Annotated in this window: 17 protein-coding genes and 1 pseudogene; 10 read left to right on the top strand and 8 right to left on the bottom strand. The window is 42.1% G+C overall.

What is annotated here, in order from left to right; translation table 11 throughout:
* Positions 1-46: 46 nt before the first annotated feature.
* Positions 47-1090: an NAD(P)H-dependent flavin oxidoreductase gene (locus AC4MCC_RS08900; RefSeq protein WP_491880813.1), complete on the bottom strand. Its 1044-nt coding sequence runs from the start codon at positions 1088-1090 to the stop codon at positions 47-49.
* 208 nt (positions 1091-1298) lie between these two features.
* On the opposite strand from AC4MCC_RS08900, the gene AC4MCC_RS08895 reads away from it, so the two are divergent.
* From AC4MCC_RS08895 to AC4MCC_RS08885, 3 genes are all read left to right on the top strand, one after another.
* Positions 1299-2558, top strand: a complete 1260-nt coding sequence (locus AC4MCC_RS08895; RefSeq protein ID WP_175967365.1) for a putative DNA modification/repair radical SAM protein — start codon at positions 1299-1301, stop codon at positions 2556-2558.
* Positions 2558-3337: a TIGR03915 family putative DNA repair protein gene (locus AC4MCC_RS08890; protein WP_491885153.1), complete on the top strand. Its 780-nt coding sequence runs from the start codon at positions 2558-2560 to the stop codon at positions 3335-3337. The genes AC4MCC_RS08895 and AC4MCC_RS08890 overlap by 1 nt, the downstream gene beginning before the upstream one ends.
* Positions 3338-3399: 62 nt before the next feature.
* A complete protein-coding gene (locus tag AC4MCC_RS08885) occupies positions 3400-3909 on the top strand; it encodes a hypothetical protein (protein ID WP_419365619.1) in 510 nt (169 codons plus the stop codon).
* A 46-nt stretch (positions 3910-3955) separates the two neighbouring features.
* Here AC4MCC_RS08885 and AC4MCC_RS08880 read toward each other — a convergent pair whose 3' ends face one another.
* The 3 genes from AC4MCC_RS08880 to metK all read right to left on the bottom strand — a co-directional run bounded on the left by AC4MCC_RS08880 (position 3956) and on the right by metK (position 7266).
* The gene (locus AC4MCC_RS08880; RefSeq protein WP_395525918.1) at positions 3956-5167 is read right to left on the bottom strand and encodes a YeeE/YedE family protein; all 1212 of its coding nucleotides are present in this window, start codon (positions 5165-5167) and stop codon (positions 3956-3958) included.
* 250 nt (positions 5168-5417) lie between these two features.
* Positions 5418-5762 (bottom strand): hypothetical protein, encoded by a 345-nt coding sequence (locus tag AC4MCC_RS08875; protein WP_180003928.1) that lies wholly within the window; start codon positions 5760-5762, stop codon positions 5418-5420.
* Positions 5763-6099: 337 nt separating this feature from the next.
* On the bottom strand, positions 6100-7266 hold the full coding sequence (gene metK, locus AC4MCC_RS08870) for a methionine adenosyltransferase (protein WP_004786281.1): 1167 nt from the start codon (positions 7264-7266) through the stop codon (positions 6100-6102).
* A gap of 472 nt (positions 7267-7738) precedes the next feature.
* Between metK and AC4MCC_RS08865 the strand changes: the two genes are divergently transcribed.
* The 5 genes and pseudogenes from AC4MCC_RS08865 (at position 7739) to AC4MCC_RS08845 (ending at position 12257) form a co-directional block, all read left to right on the top strand.
* Positions 7739-8122, top strand: coding sequence for a pilin (locus AC4MCC_RS08865; protein WP_419365620.1), 384 nt, complete (start codon positions 7739-7741; stop codon positions 8120-8122).
* Positions 8123-8562: 440 nt separating this feature from the next.
* Complete coding sequence (gene tkt / locus AC4MCC_RS08860; RefSeq protein ID WP_491885152.1) at positions 8563-10551, top strand: transketolase; 1989 nt, start codon at positions 8563-8565, stop codon at positions 10549-10551.
* Between the two features lie 134 nt (positions 10552-10685).
* Positions 10686-10901, top strand: coding sequence for a hypothetical protein (locus AC4MCC_RS08855; RefSeq protein WP_004786275.1), 216 nt, complete (start codon positions 10686-10688; stop codon positions 10899-10901).
* A 183-nt stretch (positions 10902-11084) separates the two neighbouring features.
* Positions 11085-11540, top strand: a pseudogene (locus AC4MCC_RS08850) (GNAT family N-acetyltransferase).
* A gap of 129 nt (positions 11541-11669) precedes the next feature.
* A complete protein-coding gene (locus AC4MCC_RS08845) occupies positions 11670-12257 on the top strand; it encodes a YceI family protein (RefSeq protein WP_034702946.1) in 588 nt (195 codons plus the stop codon).
* A gap of 47 nt (positions 12258-12304) precedes the next feature.
* On the opposite strand, the gene AC4MCC_RS08840 is transcribed toward AC4MCC_RS08845, so the two are convergent.
* Complete coding sequence (locus tag AC4MCC_RS08840; RefSeq protein WP_419365869.1) at positions 12305-13021, bottom strand: glutamine amidotransferase; 717 nt, start codon at positions 13019-13021, stop codon at positions 12305-12307.
* A gap of 225 nt (positions 13022-13246) precedes the next feature.
* Between AC4MCC_RS08840 and yfcF the strand changes: the two genes are divergently transcribed.
* Both yfcF and AC4MCC_RS08830 read left to right on the top strand, forming a co-directional pair.
* Entirely contained in the window at positions 13247-13894 is a 648-nt protein-coding gene (yfcF, locus tag AC4MCC_RS08835) for a glutathione transferase (protein WP_491885151.1), read from the top strand.
* Between the two features lie 197 nt (positions 13895-14091).
* Positions 14092-15042, top strand: a complete 951-nt coding sequence (locus AC4MCC_RS08830) for a cation diffusion facilitator family transporter (protein WP_491885150.1) — start codon at positions 14092-14094, stop codon at positions 15040-15042.
* A gap of 55 nt (positions 15043-15097) precedes the next feature.
* Here the strand turns inward: AC4MCC_RS08830 and AC4MCC_RS08825 are convergent, their stop codons facing one another.
* From AC4MCC_RS08825 to AC4MCC_RS08815, 3 genes are all read right to left on the bottom strand, one after another.
* Entirely contained in the window at positions 15098-16075 is a 978-nt protein-coding gene (locus AC4MCC_RS08825; protein ID WP_419374953.1) for a fatty acid desaturase family protein, read from the bottom strand.
* Positions 16076-16169: 94 nt separating this feature from the next.
* A complete protein-coding gene (locus AC4MCC_RS08820; protein ID WP_491885149.1) occupies positions 16170-16958 on the bottom strand; it encodes a hypothetical protein in 789 nt (262 codons plus the stop codon).
* A gap of 389 nt (positions 16959-17347) precedes the next feature.
* On the bottom strand, positions 17348-19060 hold the full coding sequence (locus tag AC4MCC_RS08815) for an electron transfer flavoprotein-ubiquinone oxidoreductase (protein ID WP_491880821.1): 1713 nt from the start codon (positions 19058-19060) through the stop codon (positions 17348-17350).
* Positions 19061-19069 lie beyond the last annotated feature (9 nt).

Below are 19069 nucleotides of genomic sequence, written 5' to 3'. Positions count from 1 at the left end.
CCTCTCTTTGGAGAGGTTTTTTTATGTTCTAAAATTAAATTTTGCTTTATTTTTGTTTCATTTCCAGCACTAACTGATTAATTAAATCAGAAGCTTCCATCTCACGAATTTGCGCCACATTTGAACCTGCCCAAAACGCGCCATAACCCTGATCACCATGTTTGGACGCTGCTGCATGTAACTGCTTGGCCAGATCATAAGTATACGGATAGGCAGGAACATCCAGACGATTAGGCGTGTCTACGTCTATGTGCCAGTGATTAATGATGCCACGCGCTGGGCGGCCGGAAATGCTGGCACTAACTTGAGTCAGCGGCTTGGACAGTAGCGCTTTACGATAGGCGTCATTGGCATTGGAAGATTTGCATTGAACAAATGCTGTACCCAATTGTACTGCTTCAGCGCCAAAGTCCATCATCTGACGGGCTTGTTCACCATTCATGATTCCGCCTGCAGCAACCACCGGCAGTGAAAAATGCTGTTTTATTAACTTGACCAGATTGGAGGTTTTGACTGAGGCATCAAATTTGGTACTAAAGATACCCCGGTGACCTCCAGCCTCAATGCCTTGAGCAATGATGATATCAATCCCTGCTGCTTGAATGGCTTTGGCCTCAGCAAAATTGGTTGCAGATACCATCGTCAGAATACCGGCATCTTTTAGAGCCTGAATCTGATGCGGAAGAGGAATACCAAAATGAAAGCTGACCGCACATGGTCTGGTTTCCAGAACCAGATTCAGGAAGTCATCATTGTCTTTAAAACTTGGGTAAATACAGTTCAATTGAGTGGGTGGATTAATTCCGTATTCAGCAAATTTATCTTTAAACTGGTTAATCCAGGCTTGAGCTACGTTTTCATCAAGAGGCTGGCTGTCATGACAGAAAAAGTTAACCTGAAATGGGCAATCTGTAAGTTCCTGAGTTTTTAAAATCTGCTGGCGCGCAGATTCTACGCTGCTGGCTCCCAAGCCCAGCGAACCCAGACCACCTTGATTTGAAACTTCCGCTGCCAGTTCAGGTGTCGAAACGCCTGCCATAGGGGCCAAAAAAATAGGATGTTTTATTCCGAGTTTTTCTAATAAAGACATAGATTTGCTCCCTGTTACTCTATCTACTTTGCCTATAGCCGCAGAATTAAGCAAATCATATTGGTTATTTTATTTTGAAATAATGCTGTATGGATAACGGTTCAATTACATTTCTTACGACATGAGATGTCGCTACAAAGACAGGAAAGCTATAGTGCATAACGGGGAAAATTTATAATAGGTTTTTAGCCAACAACTTGCTGAAATCATGTCTGATCGTATCCGAGAAAAACTACAAATTTTAGCTGATGCTGCCAAATATGATGTGTCCTGTTCATCGAGTGGCAGTAACCGTAAAAATAAAGACAAAGGCTTGGGCAATACCGGAAATGGAATCTGTCATAGCTATACCGAAGATGGTCGCTGTGTCTCATTACTGAAAATACTGTTTTCCAATGTCTGCATTTTTGACTGTGCCTATTGTGTCTCTCGTCGTTCCAATGACGTAAAACGTGCTGCATTTACCGTGCAGGAAGTGGTCGATCTGACCATGAATTTTTATCGCCGTAATTATATTGAAGGGCTGTTTTTAAGTTCGGGAATTTTTAAATCAGCAGATTACACCATGGAGCGGATGTTGCAGGTGGTGAAAAAGCTGCGTCTTGAAGAAAATTTTAATGGTTATATTCATCTCAAAACCATTCCCGGAGCATCGCAGGAGATCATTACTGAAGCGGGTTTATATGTCGACCGGATGAGTATCAACCTGGAAATGCCAACCGAAGCAGGCCTGCAAAAGTTTGCCCCAGAGAAAACCCATACAGAAGTGCAAAAAGATCTGGGAATTGTGCGGGATCGCCTAATCCAGTTGAAAGATGAACGTAAGATCATCAAATCCGTTCCTAAATTTGTTCCTGCAGGGCAGACCACGCAAATGGTGGTCGGTGCGCATAGTGAAACGGACAAAGATATTATTTTAATGGCTGATCGGCACTACAAGGAATTTAAGCTGAAACGCGTGTATTTTTCTGGCTATATTCCGATTAACCCCGAAGAAAAAGCCTTACCCGCAATCGGCTCAGCGCCACCCTTATTAAGAGAAAATCGTCTATATCAGTCTGACTGGCTGATGCGTTTTTATGGATTTTCAGCAGATGAAATTGTAGATGACCAGCATCCAAATCTGGATCTGGATATTGATCCAAAGCTGAGCTGGGCTTTACGTCATCCTGAGGCCTTCCCGGTTGATATTAACCGAGCCGACTACAAAATGATTTTACGCGTGCCGGGCATTGGAGTACGTTCTGCCAAAAAGATTGTACAGGCACGCCGTTTTGGTCAGATTCATATTGACCAACTGAAAAGGATGGGCGTGGCGTATAACCGGGCACAGCATTTTATCCGCTGTGCAGATACACCAAAATTTAAAAAGGAGCAGCAATCCCAGCAGATTCGCCAGCAGATTTTACAAGCTGGTCAATCCAAATATCAGCAACAACTGTCACCTCAACTGGGATTCGGTTTCTGATGGCACAGTATTGTTTTGATGGCACCATGACCGGTTTATTAAGCTGTGTATTTCGGGCTTTTGAATTTAAAGAGTTTGATGTCAAAGTGACGGCCAATCCGCAGGCACAAAATGGCTTATTCGATGATTTTATTCATGTGGCTTCGAATGAAAGTCATGGGCAGCGGGTCTGGCAAGGCATAAAACAGAAAGTATCATCCAGTAGTTTAAAAGCCTTTTATTATGCTTTTCTTTCTGAAAAAGAACAGGCATTTCAGAACCTGTTCGATTTTGCAGTTTATGTATTTCAAAACCAACGGCCGGTTGATAAAGATTATGGCCATCATGCAGTCATCGGAATGTCACAATGGATGAAACAGGTCGGGCGTGAAAAGCATCGTATGGAAGCTTTTGTCCGCTTCAAAAAAGCCAAAGATGGATTGTTCCTTAGTCTGATCAAACCGGATTTTAATGTACTGCCGATTATTTCCCGGCATTTTAAGGAACGTTACCAAGATCAGCGTTGGCTAATTTATGATGAGCAGCGCCAGTACGGCATCTATTACGATTTAAATGATGTGCACCACATAGAGATGAATGCAGAAATGGTTGATCCACAAATCCGGATTGGACATAGTCAGTCTTTTAGTATTGAACTGGATGATGAAGAAGTACTTTATGATCAGCTTTGGAAAGATTATTTTAAAAGCGTGAATATTCAGGCACGACAAAATATGAAACTACATATCCAGTATGTACCTAAACGCTATTGGCGTTATATGAATGAGAAAGTACTTTAAATAAAATCTTCGCCCAAGTTTAAGGCATAATGAAAGCTAATATTTAGATTGAGTGTATAGATATGAAGGTATGGCTGGCATCATTAGCTATGGTAACTGGATTGGCCGCATGTTCAGCAGAGCAACAGAAAGTAGCAGTAGATCCAGGTAAATATCAGGTTAAAAGTGCACAGGAATTACAGCAACGTTTTGATGATCTAAACAGTAAGTTGGCACAAGACTTTCAGCAATTTAAAAAAGTAGAAAGTATTGCCTTTTCTCATCAGCTGCCTTTGGATGTGAATAACCTGCAAACCTTGAATCAGCATCCTGTCAGCCGGACTGCGCTAAAATCCAGTAAAGTAGCCTATTGTGACATGATGAATGGTTATTTTACCGAGATGTATCGCTTGGGACATTATAATCTGAATCTGGTCGACGAGATTCAATTACCTAAAGCCGAGAATGAAGACCTGAAATCCAATTTTGCATCTAGCGATCAGTTCTATACTTTTATTCTGGATCGTTATACCACTTATCGCCAAGTGCAACAGACCATGAATTATGGCTGTAACTTAAAAGCTGCATTGTAAGTATTAAGCTATAAAAAAAGCCCATCGCAAAGATGGGCTTTTTTATTTAGCAGCCAGTCAGTTTTTCTGGTTGAGGTTTCTCACCGGGGAAGAAAATTGGACGAAGTTTTACCCCAAGCCCATTTCCAAGGAATGCGAAGACCAGCCATAACCAGCCATGTACGCTGCCTGAAGCAATACCACTAAAATAGGCACCGATATTACAGCCATAAGCCAGACGAGCGCCGTAGCCAAGCATCAAACCGCCAATAACTGCAGCAACCAATGAACGTTTTGGAATATTGAAGTTCGGAGCAAATTTACCTGCCAGACTGGCGGCCAATAATGCACCAAGCATGATGCCAAAGTTCATCATAGACGTAATATCGAACCAGAGCGATTCAGATAAGGCTTTGGCATTTGCTGGTTGCTGCCAATACGCCCAAGAGGCTACATCAATTCCAACAAAACTTGCAGATTTCGCGGCCCAGACAGCAAGGGCAGAAGTAACCCCCCATGGACGACCAGCCAGCGCCAAAGTAGCAAAGTTAAGCAGGGTTAAAATGATTCCGCCCCAGATTAATGGCCATGGACCACGCAAAAAGCGTTTCCAGCCCTGATGCTGGCTTTGAGGTTCAACTTCTAAATTGCCATGACGTTTCTTTTCAAAAAAGATAGTTGCAGTAGCAATAACAGCAAAAACGACAAAGCTCAAAACAAGTGCAGGAATAACACCAAAACTTTCTACAATGGAGATGGGTGCGAAATGGGGTAGGTTAAACCACCAGTCAATATGCGAAGTCGCAATCAGTGAGCCAGCACAGAAGAAGAACAGGGTTACCAGCATACGGGCACTACCACCACCCACAGTATAAAGTGTGCCTGATGCACAACCGCCACCGAGTTGCATGCCAATCCCGAAAATAAATGCCCCGATCACCACAGACAGTGAAACCGGACTGACAAAGCCTTGAACTGGATTACCAAACAGTTCACCTGCGCCTAAAGCAGGGAAAAATAGCAATACAGCAAGACCCAGCATGATCATTTGGGCACGTAAGCCACGACCACGACGTTCTTTAATAAAGATGCGCCAGCTGGAGGTGAAACCAAACGAGGCATGATACAAGGTCATACCCAGTGCACCACCCACCAGAAATAATAGAGCCTGGTTCAGGCCTACGATGTGATAGGCACCGACAGTTCCTAATACAAGCAGAATAAAAGCCACCCAGACCGAGAGATTCGATCGCTGGGAAGACACAGCAATAACAGACATGGGAGATCAAGCTTTAAAAATAAAGTCGCGTATATTACGCAATTTCTCACTAAAATGGGTTGATCTAGAGCTTCTAAGAGTCAATTAATCATCCTGATAACTGATAATAATTATGACTTTAAATGATATAAGGTCATGATTATTTCAGAAGATATCAGCTTAAATAGAACAATCGCCCGTCTAATAGTGAAACGTATAAAAAGTTTAAAAGCCTGCAAAGCAGGCTTTTAAAGATTGAAAGCTTTAAAAATTAATTTTCAGCTTTCTCGCGTACTTTACCTGCACCTTCTTCAATAGCACCCGCAGTTGCAGCAGTCGCATTTTTAGCGGCTTCAGCAGTGGCATCGGCTGCTCGAGAAGTCGCAGCTGCAGCTTCATCAGCGGCACGGGAAGCATTTGCTGCCGCATTATCCATGGCTTGGTCAGTTTCTTGAGAAGCCTCATGAGTGGCATCTTCCATATCATGGCCGGCTTGAGTAGCAGCATTTTCTAAATGCTCACCTGTAGTCGCGCCAGTTTCAGGCTGTTTCTCTTTATTACAACCCACCAGTGTTACGGTAGCAACTAAACCCAAAGCAACAAGTAATTTATTCATCGTGTCATATCCTTTGTAGTTGTAAGGTCGAAAACAGTCTAGCGAGTATTTATTTGAATTTATGCTAATAATTAGATCAGAATTTGTTCACTAAATGTAATTTTTATAAAGGCTTATACAATTTTCGCCAAATATAAATCGTCTGATTATTTGAATGTATTTTCTTACAAACCTTATGTAGATTGCTTCTCACTGCTTATAAAGAGTGAGGTTATTCACTTTAAGATATAGTTTTAGATGTAACAAAACACAACTATTTCATCATCAATTTTTATCAGGCTAAAAGCAGGAGCCATAAAAAAAGCCCGCATAAAGCGAGCTTTTAAAACTTGAAAACTTATAGACCAGCAGATGCTTTAAGTGCTTCGACTTTGTCAGTTTTTTCCCAAGTAAACGCAGTATCTGAACCTTCACGACCAAAGTGACCATAAGCCGCAGTCTGTTTATACATTGGCTGGATCAGATTCAACATACGGGTAATACCGTATGGACGCAGGTCAAAGTGCTCACGAACCAATTGAACGATCAATTCATCAGACACTTTGCCTGTATTGAAAGTATTGATTGAAATTGAAGTAGGCTCGGCCACACCAATCGCATAAGACACCTGAATTTCACATTTGTCTGCAAGACCCGCAGCGACAATGTTTTTCGCAACATAACGGCCTGCATAAGCAGCAGAACGGTCAACTTTTGATGGATCTTTACCAGAGAATGCACCACCACCGTGACGGGCCATACCGCCGTAAGTATCTACAATGATTTTACGGCCAGTCAGACCACAGTCACCTACAGGACCACCAATCACAAACATCCCGGTCGGGTTGATGTGGAATTTGGTGTCTGCATGGAACATGTCGGCAGGAATGATTTTTTTCACGATTTCTTCAATCACAGCTTCTTTTAAATGAGCTTGTGAAATTTCAGGATCGTGTTGAGTTGAAAGCACAACAGCATCTAGACGAACAGGCACGCCATTTTCATAAGCGAAAGTCACCTGGCTTTTTGCATCTGGACGTAACCAAGGCAATGTACCGTTACGGCGTAATTCAGCCTGTTTTTCCATTAAGCGGTGCGCATAAGAAATTGGCGCAGGCATGAGTACATCAGTTTCACGGCTGGCATAACCAAACATCAAGCCCTGGTCGCCGGCACCTTGATCTTCAGGTTTCTGACGGTCTACACCCTGAGCAATTTCAGGAGACTGCTTACCGATCATGTTGATGATCGCACAAGTCGAACCATCAAAACCTAGGTCAGAATGATGATAACCAATACTGTTAACGGTATGGCGGACAACCGCTTCAAAATCGATGTTCGCAGTTGTTGTGATTTCACCGGCAAGTACAACCGCACCTGTTTTTACAAGCGTTTCACAAGCAACCCGTGCATATGGGTCTTCTTTTAAGATTGCATCCAAGATAGCATCACTGATTTGGTCAGCCATTTTATCTGGATGGCCTTCGCTTACAGATTCCGAAGTAAATACAGCGTACTCGCGCATAGTCCTATCACAGTTAAATTTAAAGACCCGATATGTTACATCGACTTGTGCTCTAGGACTAGCGCAACTCGACAAAATTGCACGAAATTGTTTCAAATTATTGTGCTTTTATTTGATTATTGGAATTAAAAAAACTGATATGCCTAATTAAACAGCAGGGTGGATTCATTTAATAAAGTTAATAAATAGTCTGTCAATTGATAAGGAGCACTTATTAAGCCGCGAGATTTCCAGATAAATTCGCAGAACCAAATACTAAGAAAAATATAAAAATTAGAGTGTCTAAAATATCAAGGAAAGTGATCATTCTATTAATAAATTAAGGCGGGTGTATTGATCACACGACAGACAGCCTTGCTGCAAATAGTACGACTCTGCATAGTAGCTTCAAGTCTTCAGAAACCGCCTGTCAGGAAATGGCGAAATCTTTTGGTATGGACTTGTTTAAAAGACTGTACGGAGATGGAAAAGCATGTATCAAAAGGCGTTTACCTTGATTGAAGTCATGATTGTACTCACGATTATTGCCATTCTGGCGACAGTAGCAGGCATGAGTTATCACAGGTATGTAGTGCGAAGCCAACTAGCGGAGGTTTTTGAGCAGGCAGGTAGCTATCGAACTCAATTTATTGCCTCTGATGGCCATTGTGATGCAGGCCGTCAAATTGGCAGCGGAACCCAATATATTGAAAAAGTCGTGATCAATGCCGCTTGTCGGATTGAATTTAAGCTACGGCAGGATGGGGTAGATACGGCTATTCGTGGGAAATCCATTGCTTTTGATGTCTATAGCGGCAGTTGTTCTTCGAGCGATATCAGTCAGCGTTATTTACCTAAAGATTGCCGAGGACAATGATTTTCTTGGTATCGATTAGCCTGATTTAACTTTAATCTTTATCTTTTATGTCTGAGGATCTTGGGCAGACAATAGATATTCACATATACATTTTTATAGCCTGGAAAAGATCACTTATTTAAATCTGGATCTTCTGTTTTGATCCTTATATGGATGTCTCCTGAAAAGGAATTCAACATATTGTGAAAGTTTAATTTATAAAAAATAGTTAAGAATAATTCCAGATTTATCATCTTATTAGAATCTAACTTAAACTCTAGTCAATCAATGCACCTTAAAAGTGCAGAATATTTATCCGATAGGTAAATACAAGATCAATAAATTGATAAATATTGTAGGCTAGTCTTTACCCCTCGCTGTTTTTTTAAGACAATAGACGGCAGTTTTGAAAGTCTTTTCATCATTTCCTATTTCTTCTGAATTTATTTGGACGCTGATTTATGACAACCCCGCTTAATGAACGTCGTATTGCAAACGCAATTCGTGTATTGGCAATGGATGCTGTGCAAAAAGCAAACTCAGGACATCCAGGTGCTCCAATGGGGATGGCAGATATCGCTGATGTGGTTTGGCGCGAATTCTTAAACCATAACCCAACAAATCCGAATTGGGCTAACCGTGACCGTTTCGTATTGTCGAATGGCCATGGCTCTATGCTTCAATACGCACTTCTTCATTTAACGGGCTATGATCTTTCAATTGAAGATCTTAAAGCATTCCGTCAACTTCATTCTAAAACTCCGGGTCACCCAGAATTGGGCTATGCACCAGGTATTGAAACAACCACTGGTCCTTTAGGCCAAGGTATCGCAAATGCTGTTGGTTTCGCACTGGCTGAAAAAACTTTAGCAGCGCAATTCAACAAAGACGATATTAAAGTTGTTGATCACTACACTTACTGCTTCCTGGGCGATGGCTGTTTGATGGAAGGTGTTTCTCACGAAGCATGTTCTTTGGCAGGTACTTTAGGTCTGGGCAAGCTGATTGCTTACTATGACGACAACGGCATTTCGATTGACGGTGAAGTTGAAGGCTGGTTCTCTGACGATACAGAACAACGCTTCAAGTCTTATGGCTGGCAAGTGATTAAAGTTGACGGTCATGATGCTGATGCAATCCGTCAAGCCACTGTAGAAGCAAAAGCTGAAGCGAACAAACCAACCATCATCATGTGTAAAACAGTGATTGGTTTAGGTTCACCAAACAAACAAGGTAAAGAAGACTGTCACGGTGCTCCTTTGGGTAATGACGAAATCGTACTGACTCGTGAAGCGCTTGGCTGGTCAGACGAAGCATTTGTCATTCCTGAGGATGTATACGCAGCTTGGGATGCCAAAGAAAAAGGTTCACAAGTTGAAGCAGCATGGAACGAAACTTTTGCCGCTTATGCAGCAAAATATCCAACTGAAGCAGCTGAATTAAAACGTCGTCTTTCTGGTGATCTTCCAGCTGACTTTGTTGCAAAAGCGGATGCTTATATCGCTGAAGTAAATGCAAAAGAAGAAACCATTGCGACACGTAAAGCGAGCCAAAATACGTTACAAGCTCTTGTGCCTTCACTACCAGAAGTACTAGGTGGTTCTGCTGACCTTGCAGGTTCTAACCTGACACTTTGGAAAGGCGCGCAAGGCGTACAGGACAATCCAGCAGGTAACTATGTTCACTACGGCGTACGTGAATTTGGTATGACTGCGATTGCCAACGGTGTTGCACTGCATGGCGGTTTCATTCCTTATGTAGCAACATTCCTGATGTTTATGGAATATGCACGTAATGCAGTACGTATGTCTGCACTGATGAAACAACGTGTGATCCATGTATATACTCACGATTCAATCGGTCTGGGTGAAGATGGTCCTACACACCAGCCAATTGAACAAATCGCATCTTTACGTGGTACACCAAACCTGAATACATGGCGTCCATGTGACACTGTTGAAGCAGCAATTTCCTGGAAATCTGCTTTGATGCGTTCAGAAGGTCCAACAGCATTGATCTTCTCTCGTCAAAACCTGCCATTCCAAACTCGTACTCAAGCACAAATTGAGAATGTAGCGAAAGGTGGTTATGTTCTGGCTGAAGAAAAAGGCGAATTGAAAGCGATCATCATTGCCACTGGTTCTGAAGTTTCTCTTGCAATGGAAGCTTATGCACAGTTCGAAGGTGTACGTGTCGTATCTATGCCATGTGCTGAAGAGTTCGTGAAACAGGATGCTGCGTATCGTGAAGCGGTTCTTCCTTCAAATATTCGTGCACGTGTAGCGGTTGAAGCTGCGCATGTAGATTACTGGTGGAAATTTGTAGGCCTGGATGGTCGTGTGATCGGCATGACCACTTATGGCGAATCTGCACCTGCTAAAGACCTGTTTAAACACTTCGGTATTACAACTGAAGCTGTTGTAACAGCTGTAAAAGAGATTACTGCTTAATCAACTGATTAAGTCGTTTTTAAGGGCGCCCCAGTTTTGGGGCGTCTTTTGTTTTTCCGCTTTCTAGCCTTGTTTTCATGTGGCAACCGCTAAAAAGTGTTCTCCCATAATTGAAATGAAAGAGTGAGATAAACATGAGCTTGTATGAACAAATTAGTGATGAAATTACTTTAATGGATGCAGGCGAGCAGAAATGGATCGGGCAGGATCTACCCCTTGAAGCAATGGTTGCGGTTGAGCTATTACTTCAGGAAATGGCTGAAGAAAAAATCATTAAAGTACGTCGCAAGAACCATGAAAAGCATTCTGGTTTGAAACAGGTGGATCGTATTCTGGTTGAAAAACTTTAATAGAAAATACTAAAAGTCCCTGAGCGGGGCTTTTTTTATATCGGATGATTTTCATCTGGCAGTTGCTTATGAACATTAGATAAGATAAATCTAAGTTTGTGTCCTCATAAAAGCTTAATGACTTATATCGTAAATAATTGAATTAAAGATAATGAAAGACATAAACCAAAGAAGTTACTCAATATGGAAATATCATCCCAGATCCAGATCAAATCTTTAGAGCAAATATCACAGCCAGAATGGCTATTTTTATGGCAAGACTATCAACGCTTTTATCAGACCCAAATTTCGGATGAGGTAAGTAAAAATACCTGGGATAAATTAACCAATTATGAGCTAGATTCAATGTACGGTTTTGCGGCGCTGATGGATGGAAAGGTCGTTGGGATTGTGCATGTCATCGAACATAACAGTAGCTGGACAGTAAGACCTTATGCCTATTTGCAGGATCTATTTACCCATCCGGACTATCGCGGACAAGGCGTGGCGCGCAAGCTGATTCAACATGTCTATCAGGTCGCGCAGCAGCGTAATTGCGACCGGGTTTACTGGCTGATTTAGGAATCAAACCATCAGGCACAAGCGTTGTATAACAAAGTCGCCAAGAAAACAGGATTCATTCAGTACCGTATGGATTAAAGCTCAAAAATTAAAAAAATAACTTACAATTTTATCGTTTCATCGCTGCAACAAAACGTTTTATCTTTAGGGCTGTAAACGGTTCCAGATTCTATACACTTAATAACATCCAAAACGTGAGATAAAAACATGAATTTCAAAACATTAGCATTAGGCTTGGCGGTCGCATCTGTAGCAACAGTTTCTATGGCAAAACCAGTGGCCTATACGATTGACCCGACTCATTCAGCAACTGTTTTCTCTTGGAGCCACTTTGGTTTCTCTACGCCATCTGCAAACTTCAGTGACATCCAAGGCACCATTAATGTTGATAATGAAAAACCTGCGAATTCTTCGGTCAATGTGAACATCCCGGTTGCAAGCATTAATACGAATGTGAAAGCACTGGATGACCATATTAAGACAGCAGAATTTTTTGATGTTGCCAAATATCCGAATATTACTTTTAAAAGTACTAAAGTTCAGGCTTTAGGCAAAAACAAATATAAAATCACTGGCAACTTAACCGTGAAAGATGTCACTAAACCTGTGGTACTGGATGCAGTTTTAAATAAACAAGGCGTACATCCAATGACTAAATTACAAACGATTGGTTTCAATGCAACCACTTCATTTAACCGTTCAGCCTTTGGGGTAGGCGGTTATGTTCCAAATGTGGGCGATAAAATTACAGTAAACATTACTACCGAGGCTTCTGTACCTGCTCCGAAAAAGTAAGAGTGACAAATTAAAAAAGCACCCAATTGGGTGCTTTTTTATTACGGTTATTTAAGTTGCAGGTTTTCTAAATAATGCATCAATACCGAACTGGCTGCCTGTTCAAGCGCGGGCGCATAGCGTTGATGATCCGCCCGTAAGGCGGGAATATTGATCTGAGCTTTGCGTAACTCACAGGTATGTCCAATCAGCCATTTTTCCAGGCTATCGCTAGCGACTTCAGGATGAAATTGCAGAGCCAGAATATTTGATCCTAAGCGGAAAGCCTGATTTGGATAGAGATAGGAACTGGCTAATAATTCAGCCTGTTCAGGCAGATCAAAAGTATCGCCATGCCAATGTAGCACTTCAATATCTTCGAGAGCTTGTAGTGGATTATTCTCAGTGGCTGGAAGACTAAGTTTAGACCAGCCAATTTCTTTGCTATGTCCTGCATAAACTTTGGCACCGAGTGCATGAGCAATGAGTTGAGCACCCAGACAAATACCTAAAGTGGGTAAATTCTTTTCTAAACGTACTTTAAGTAAGTCTATTTCTTGTTGTAAGAAAGGGTAGTCCTCCGTTTCATAAACACCAATTGGACCCCCTAAAATAATTGTCAGACCTGTATATTCATACGCTTTACGCAGGTCATCAATACCGGCTTCAAAATAGCGAACACGTAATCCCAGCTGATAAAACACATCTTCCCAGGCACCTAGGTCTTCAAAAGCCAGATGTTGAATGGCATATACGGTATCGGGGAAGTGGTCAAGGTTCAGCATAGCAGTCAGGTCTAAATGTAAAATATTTATTTAACGTTATTCTGCAAAAAATTAGAAGTCTTTTTAATCCGGTGATTTAGCCTTAGGGAGGTGAATAATCCGAATCGGCAATTCTCTGTAAGCCTATGCCTCAGCTTTGTATCAATATGCAGCGATATTTTCCTTTTCTATAAGAATGGCGTTAGAGTAGAGAGCAGTGGATAATCATAAGAGGCAGGATAAGAAATGCACAATATCTGCTTATATGTCGATAAAAAACGTATCAGTCCTTATGCCATGTCAGTTTATGTCGCTCTAAAAGAGAAAGGACTCAACTTTCAGGAAAAAATGATTGATCTAGCTCTGCTGGAACAGCAATCTTCGGCATATCGTAAAATTTGTCCGAGTGGCAAAGTTCCTTGCCTGATCGTTGATGATTTTCATTTATTTGAATCTTGGGCGATTACCGAATACCTGGAAGATGCTTTTCCGGCACCGGATTATCCTGCTTTATATCCTGCAGAGATGAAAGCCAGAGCAAAATGCCGCGCCGTTCAGGCCTTGATTAAAACTGATTTTTCCTCTATCCGGCAGGATATGCCCTCAACTTCGATCTTTGTACCACCTAAAAGGCCTTTAATCGCATCGGCTGAAACCATGCAGGATATTCAGCGCTTATTGGTAATCACAGAAACTTTACTTGAAAATTTGTGGCTCACCGAACAATGGTCAATTGCAGACTTTGATCTAGCCTTTATGCTGCATCGTCTGCTTAGTCACGATGTTGAGCTTCCCGAAAAGATTCAGGCTTATATCCAGCGTAATTTTCAGCGTTCTTCAGTGCAGTCCTGGATTTTGGAAAATGAAAAACTGCATACTCATTCTGAGTTCTGACTCTATGTTCGGTAGAGAGGTAAATTTAATAATTTAAGCACTGAGTTTACTTAATAAATAAACATGGATATTTCTAAAGAGAGCCAAGCTATACAAAAAATAGCTTAAATATCAGCAGTGCAGGCGTAGTATGGGAAGTATAGGCAATAAGAAGTAGCTAAAACTTAGAATCAGATTCAAATGAAAAGGAGTATAAGGTGGGTGGATCACATCATCATGATCATAGTCATGTAGAAGTTAGTGCGAAGAATGCCAAAAAACTGTCCATCGCCTTAGCCCTGACGACAGCCTTTTTAATTGTAGAAGTCATTGCCGGTTTTATGACTCAAAGTCTGGCCTTGCTTTCTGATGCAGCACATATGTTTACTGATGCTGCTGCACTGGCGATTGCACTGGCTGCAATTAAGATCGGGCAAAAACCCGCAGATGATAAACGCACTTTTGGCTATCAGCGTTTTGAAATTCTGGCGGCTTTGTTTAATGCAATTATGCTATTTCTGGTAGCGATGTATATCCTGTTCGAAGCTTATCAGCGCCTGAGCCATCCACCTGAAATTGAAAGCTTGGGCATGTTGATTGTGGCTATACTTGGACTGGCCATTAACCTGATCTCCATGAAAATTCTGGTTTCTAGCAGTCAGGAAAGCTTGAATATTAAAGGGGCTTATCTGGAAGTACTGAGTGATGCACTGGGTTCGGTGGGTGTCATTATTGGCGCAATCATCATCTATTTCAGCGGCTGGATGTGGATCGATACCGTGATTGCAGTCATGATCGGATTCTGGGTCATTCCACGGACATGGATTTTATTGAAACAGAGCATCAATATTCTGCTGGAAGGGGTTCCCGATGAAATCGATATTGAAAAACTGCGCCATGACCTACTGGCGCTAGATGGTGTTAAAGATATTCATCAGCTAAAAGTCTGGGCGATTACTTCCAAGAAGGTGATGTTGACGGTGCATTTAGTTGCGCCAGACGTTGACTATAAAAAGTTGCATCAGGAGGCGTTCGAGATGTTGCACCATGAACATCACATTACCGAGATGACATTGCAAATTGAAGCAGAAGATTGTCCCCCAGAACAGCATCGGCAATCAGCCCATTCGCATGAGCATCATAGGCATAAAGAAAGCCATCAACATTAAGTTTGAGGAATCTTGGCATCAAACTTTATGTATTTTAAACTTTGATCTTTTAATTTTAGTCTTTTAATAATGAAACAATTACCTCTTTATAACTCGGTGGTGCTTTAACGTAATCGCGCTCTCGCAACATCTGATGCATTTTGGGTAGATTTTGATGCGGAACAGAGGCCATTAAATGATGTTCAATATGATAATTTACATGAATCGGTGCAACGAAAGCCCGCGCTAGCCAGCCTGCACGGGTGGTACGGGTATTAGTCAGTGCAGAATGGCTGGTTTCCAGACCGGCATGCTCAGCCATCGCCCGGATACGGATAAACAGTGGGAAAGGGGTGATATAAGCTAACGGCCATAATAAATAAAGTTTCGGATGACCGCTGGTCCAAAGTGCAGAAAATAGGGCAGCATTGGAAATCAGCATACCTGAGCTATTTTTTAACAGATTCTTTGCCAGTTCCAAGTTGCTGCGATGACCACGAGGAATTGGTTTCGGATCATTGGAAACACTCCATTCCAGAAGTTCTAAATCCATCAAGACTCGGCCAGCCAGAAATTTCAGGCCGGATTGACCATTTAAATCTCTAAAGAATTTTCTGAATAATGATTGTTTAGTAATTGGAAAGTTTTTCACCAAACCTAAATCTGGATCATCAGGTTGAGAGGTGCGGGCATGATGTTTCAAATGATAAGGACGATATTTACCGACTTCATTCCAGATCGGACGGGCGCAAAACCAGTCAGTGAAGTGTGTGTTTAGCCACTTGGTTTTAAACAAACTATGGTGTGAGGCGTCGTGCATCAAAATGGCCATAGCGAGTTGGCGACCCGCCAGAATGGCTAATGCCAAGGCACACATCAATATTTTCCCCCAGACTGGTAAATATTCCCAGCTATAAGCGACTGTGCCAAAGGTCAAAACAATCACAGCCCAAGTTGAGCCTACTGCCAGAGCCCCCTGTAAGTCGGATGGGGTGGTCAGCTCTTTGATTTCTTCACGGCTAAATAGCTCTGTGACACTCACTTTACTGTTCATTATTCTGCCTTGATCTAGTTCTTGTATTTCTTGTCACTATATTTGAATTAAAATATTACAGTCAATTTATTTTTGTGAGTGTATAGGAAATAAATTATACGCCTTGCTGCTGAAAATATTGCTGCCATAACTGCTGGCCTTGTTCTTCCATACGCCGTACAGCCAGTTCAAATTTTTGTCGGGCTGGAGCATCTAGCCATTCTTCAGGCAATAGCGGATCTGCACGCAGACTAAATACAGCAGATTTCGCCAGATAAAAGGCAGTTTTAGCTGATTCAGCTAAGGATAAATATTCATGACTTTCAAACCACTGCTCAATTTCCTGACTAATATTTAAGTAGGTTTGATGGAGGCCATGAATATCCCAAAGTGCAGATACATGAGTGTGCTGATCGATCTCGCTAACCTGAAAAAATCGTGCGCCTTGATCTAGGCCAAACTTGACGGCTGCTGATTTAAGCTCGTTCAAACTGAGTTGTAAGTTATCCGGGCGGATAAACACATTCTGTTCCAGCTCCTGAAATCCATAATAACGCAGGGCTTTTTCCCGTTTAGATAAGGCCGTACGATCTACTCGTCCCAACGCACCGGTATAAACCAGAATGTACTTACCATCCCAAGCCGTAGCGGTCTGCATATTGGGATGTTTGTTCAGGCTGATAAAAGAAGTATCAAATTTTTTTTCAATTAACTGATAAATGCCGCGTTCTACTGACTGAATAATCCGATCCTGATTGAGTCGTGCGACCGCAACCCGCAAGCTGTTGTCAGAGATTCCTAATAAATCTGCTGCACATAACATCTGTTTGATGCTAACAGTAGAATTATGTGAGGCATAGAGCAGGTCTAGCACCAGATGTCGGGCATTCAGTTTATAAGTCATGAAACTAGATCGTGATTAGAAAATGAGAAATTGGAAACTTTTTGTACAATAGCATTTTGAATAGGAAGAACCAAAGAGGAATACGACTAAAGTGTTTGTATATTCAGATAATTAATTTTAATTAAAGGTAAGGTTTATAAATAAAAATGACTAGATAAGGTCTTGGTTTTTTACTGGGGCACAATATTTCACAATCAATAAGCTGGTCTAAGCAGCAAGTCAGCGAAAAAGACCTGAATCTGTTTTTATTTTTTTATTCTTGATTATTTTTAATCCCAGCTCCCTAGGGAACTGGGATTACCTAAAAAATTAAAGTGAAGTGTTAGTTATAACTGCTTCAAAATTGGGTATATGAACAAGAAAAAGATTTCTTACTCACACAAATTACCCTACATATTCGGGTAATTCGGACCACCGCCACCTTCCGGTGTTACCCAGGTGATATTCTGAGATGGATCTTTGATGTCACAGGTCTTGCAGTGTACACAGTTCGCGGCGTTGATCTGGAAGCGTTTCGAACCGTCATCATTTTCCATAATTTCGTATACACCCGCCGGGCAGTAGCGCTGAGCTGGCTCATCCCATTTCGGCAGGTTGACATCTACCGGAATCGAAGCATCAGTTAACTTTAAGTGCGCTGGCTGGTTTTCTTCATGGACTGTATTCGATACAAACACAGAAGACAGACGGTCAAACGTCAGCTTGCCATCCGGTTTTGGATAGTTCGGCTTGAAGTTCACGGCATCAACTGTTTTCAGGGTTTTAAAGTCTGGCACTAAATCATGGAGCGTGAATGGCACTTTAAAGACATTCTGGTCGATGAAGTTAAATGCACCACCCATCCATTGACCGAACTTGTGCATTGCTGGGCCAAAGTTACGTGCGCTATACAACTCTTCTTTCAGCCAACTGTTGTTGAACTTGTCTGTATAAGATGTGAGTTCTTTCACGAAGAAGTCTTCACCCTCGGTCACACGCGCAATCGCCAGGTCACCGCCTTTTTCTACACCGGCAGCAATCGCTTCAAAGACTGCTTCGCCACACAACATGCCAGATTTCATGGCAGTGTGTGAGCCTTTGATCTTGGCAAAGTTCAGGAATCCTGCATCATCACCAATTAAAGATCCACCCGGGAAGGTAAATTTCGGCAGGGAGTTAAAACCACCTTTAGTTACGGCACGCGCACCATAAGAAATACGTTTACCGCCTTCCAGATATTGTTTGATCAGTGGATGCGTTTTCCAGCGCTGCATTTCCATGAATGGATACATGTGTGGATTTTCATAAGAAAGATCCACGATCATGCCTAGGGTTACCTGATTGTTTTCAGCGTGGTATAACCACCAGCCACCTGAAGAACCAGTTTCAGACAATGGCCAGCCGGCACCATGCATCACCAGGCCTGGTTTGTGTTTCGCTGGATCAATTTCCCAGAGTTCTTTAATGCCGATACCGTAGTGCTGTGGATCAGCATCTTTATCCAGGTTGAATTTCTGGATCAGACGTTTACCGAGGTGACCACGACAGCCTTCTGCAAAGATGGTGTATTTGGCATGCAGCTCATAACCTGGCGCAAAGTTATGCGTCGGTTCGCCATCTTTGCCAATCCCCATGTCACCGGTTTGAATACCTTTCACCGTACCATCTTCATGATACAGAATTTCTGAAGCAGCAAAGCCTGGGAAGATCGATACTTCCAGCTCTTCAGCTTTCTGGCCTAACCAGCGCACCACGTTGCCCAGAGAGATGACATAGTTGCCATCATTGTGCATGGTTTTCGGCACCATCCAGTGCGGGGCTTCTTGTGATTTTTCATCTGAAAGAAGGAAGAAAGTTTTATCTTCTGTCACAGGAACATTTAAAGGCGCGCCTTCTTCTTTCCAGTTCGGGAATAGTTCGTTCATGGCACGTGGTTCAAGCACAGCACCCGAAAGAATATGTGCACCGACTTCGGAGCCTTTTTCTACGACACAAACGGACAGATCATTTAAATTGTTTTCAATTGCAAGTTGACGGATCTTGATTGCAGCAGACAGGCCGGCAGGACCCGCACCTACGATCACAACGTCAAACTCCATCGATTCTCTAGAAATATCTTCCATAATAAGAAA

The organism is Acinetobacter sp. CAU_H_56, from assembly GCF_058599425.1.
This window is presented reverse-complemented; position numbering and strand designations above follow the sequence as displayed.

What these genes read in the sequence shown, in the direction of transcription:
- AC4MCC_RS08900 (WP_491880813.1), bottom strand. Translation starts at nt 1,090, where the DNA reads ATGTCTTTATTAGAAAAACTCGGAATAAAACATCCTATTTTTTTGGCC.
- AC4MCC_RS08895 (WP_175967365.1), top strand. Translation starts at nt 1,299, where the DNA reads ATGTCTGATCGTATCCGAGAAAAACTACAAATTTTAGCTGATGCTGCC.
- AC4MCC_RS08890 (WP_491885153.1), top strand. Translation starts at nt 2,558, where the DNA reads ATGGCACAGTATTGTTTTGATGGCACCATGACCGGTTTATTAAGCTGT.
- AC4MCC_RS08885 (WP_419365619.1), top strand. Translation starts at nt 3,400, where the DNA reads ATGAAGGTATGGCTGGCATCATTAGCTATGGTAACTGGATTGGCCGCA.
- AC4MCC_RS08880 (WP_395525918.1), bottom strand. Translation starts at nt 5,167, where the DNA reads ATGTCTGTTATTGCTGTGTCTTCCCAGCGATCGAATCTCTCGGTCTGG.
- AC4MCC_RS08875 (WP_180003928.1), bottom strand. Translation starts at nt 5,762, where the DNA reads ATGAATAAATTACTTGTTGCTTTGGGTTTAGTTGCTACCGTAACACTG.
- metK (WP_004786281.1), bottom strand. Translation starts at nt 7,266, where the DNA reads ATGCGCGAGTACGCTGTATTTACTTCGGAATCTGTAAGCGAAGGCCAT.
- AC4MCC_RS08865 (WP_419365620.1), top strand. Translation starts at nt 7,739, where the DNA reads ATGTATCAAAAGGCGTTTACCTTGATTGAAGTCATGATTGTACTCACG.
- tkt (WP_491885152.1), top strand. Translation starts at nt 8,563, where the DNA reads ATGACAACCCCGCTTAATGAACGTCGTATTGCAAACGCAATTCGTGTA.
- AC4MCC_RS08855 (WP_004786275.1), top strand. Translation starts at nt 10,686, where the DNA reads ATGAGCTTGTATGAACAAATTAGTGATGAAATTACTTTAATGGATGCA.
- AC4MCC_RS08845 (WP_034702946.1), top strand. Translation starts at nt 11,670, where the DNA reads ATGAATTTCAAAACATTAGCATTAGGCTTGGCGGTCGCATCTGTAGCA.
- AC4MCC_RS08840 (WP_419365869.1), bottom strand. Translation starts at nt 13,021, where the DNA reads ATGCTGAACCTTGACCACTTCCCCGATACCGTATATGCCATTCAACAT.
- yfcF (WP_491885151.1), top strand. Translation starts at nt 13,247, where the DNA reads ATGCACAATATCTGCTTATATGTCGATAAAAAACGTATCAGTCCTTAT.
- AC4MCC_RS08825 (WP_419374953.1), bottom strand. Translation starts at nt 16,075, where the DNA reads ATGAACAGTAAAGTGAGTGTCACAGAGCTATTTAGCCGTGAAGAAATC.
- AC4MCC_RS08820 (WP_491885149.1), bottom strand. Translation starts at nt 16,958, where the DNA reads ATGACTTATAAACTGAATGCCCGACATCTGGTGCTAGACCTGCTCTAT.
- AC4MCC_RS08815 (WP_491880821.1), bottom strand. Translation starts at nt 19,060, where the DNA reads ATGGAAGATATTTCTAGAGAATCGATGGAGTTTGACGTTGTGATCGTA.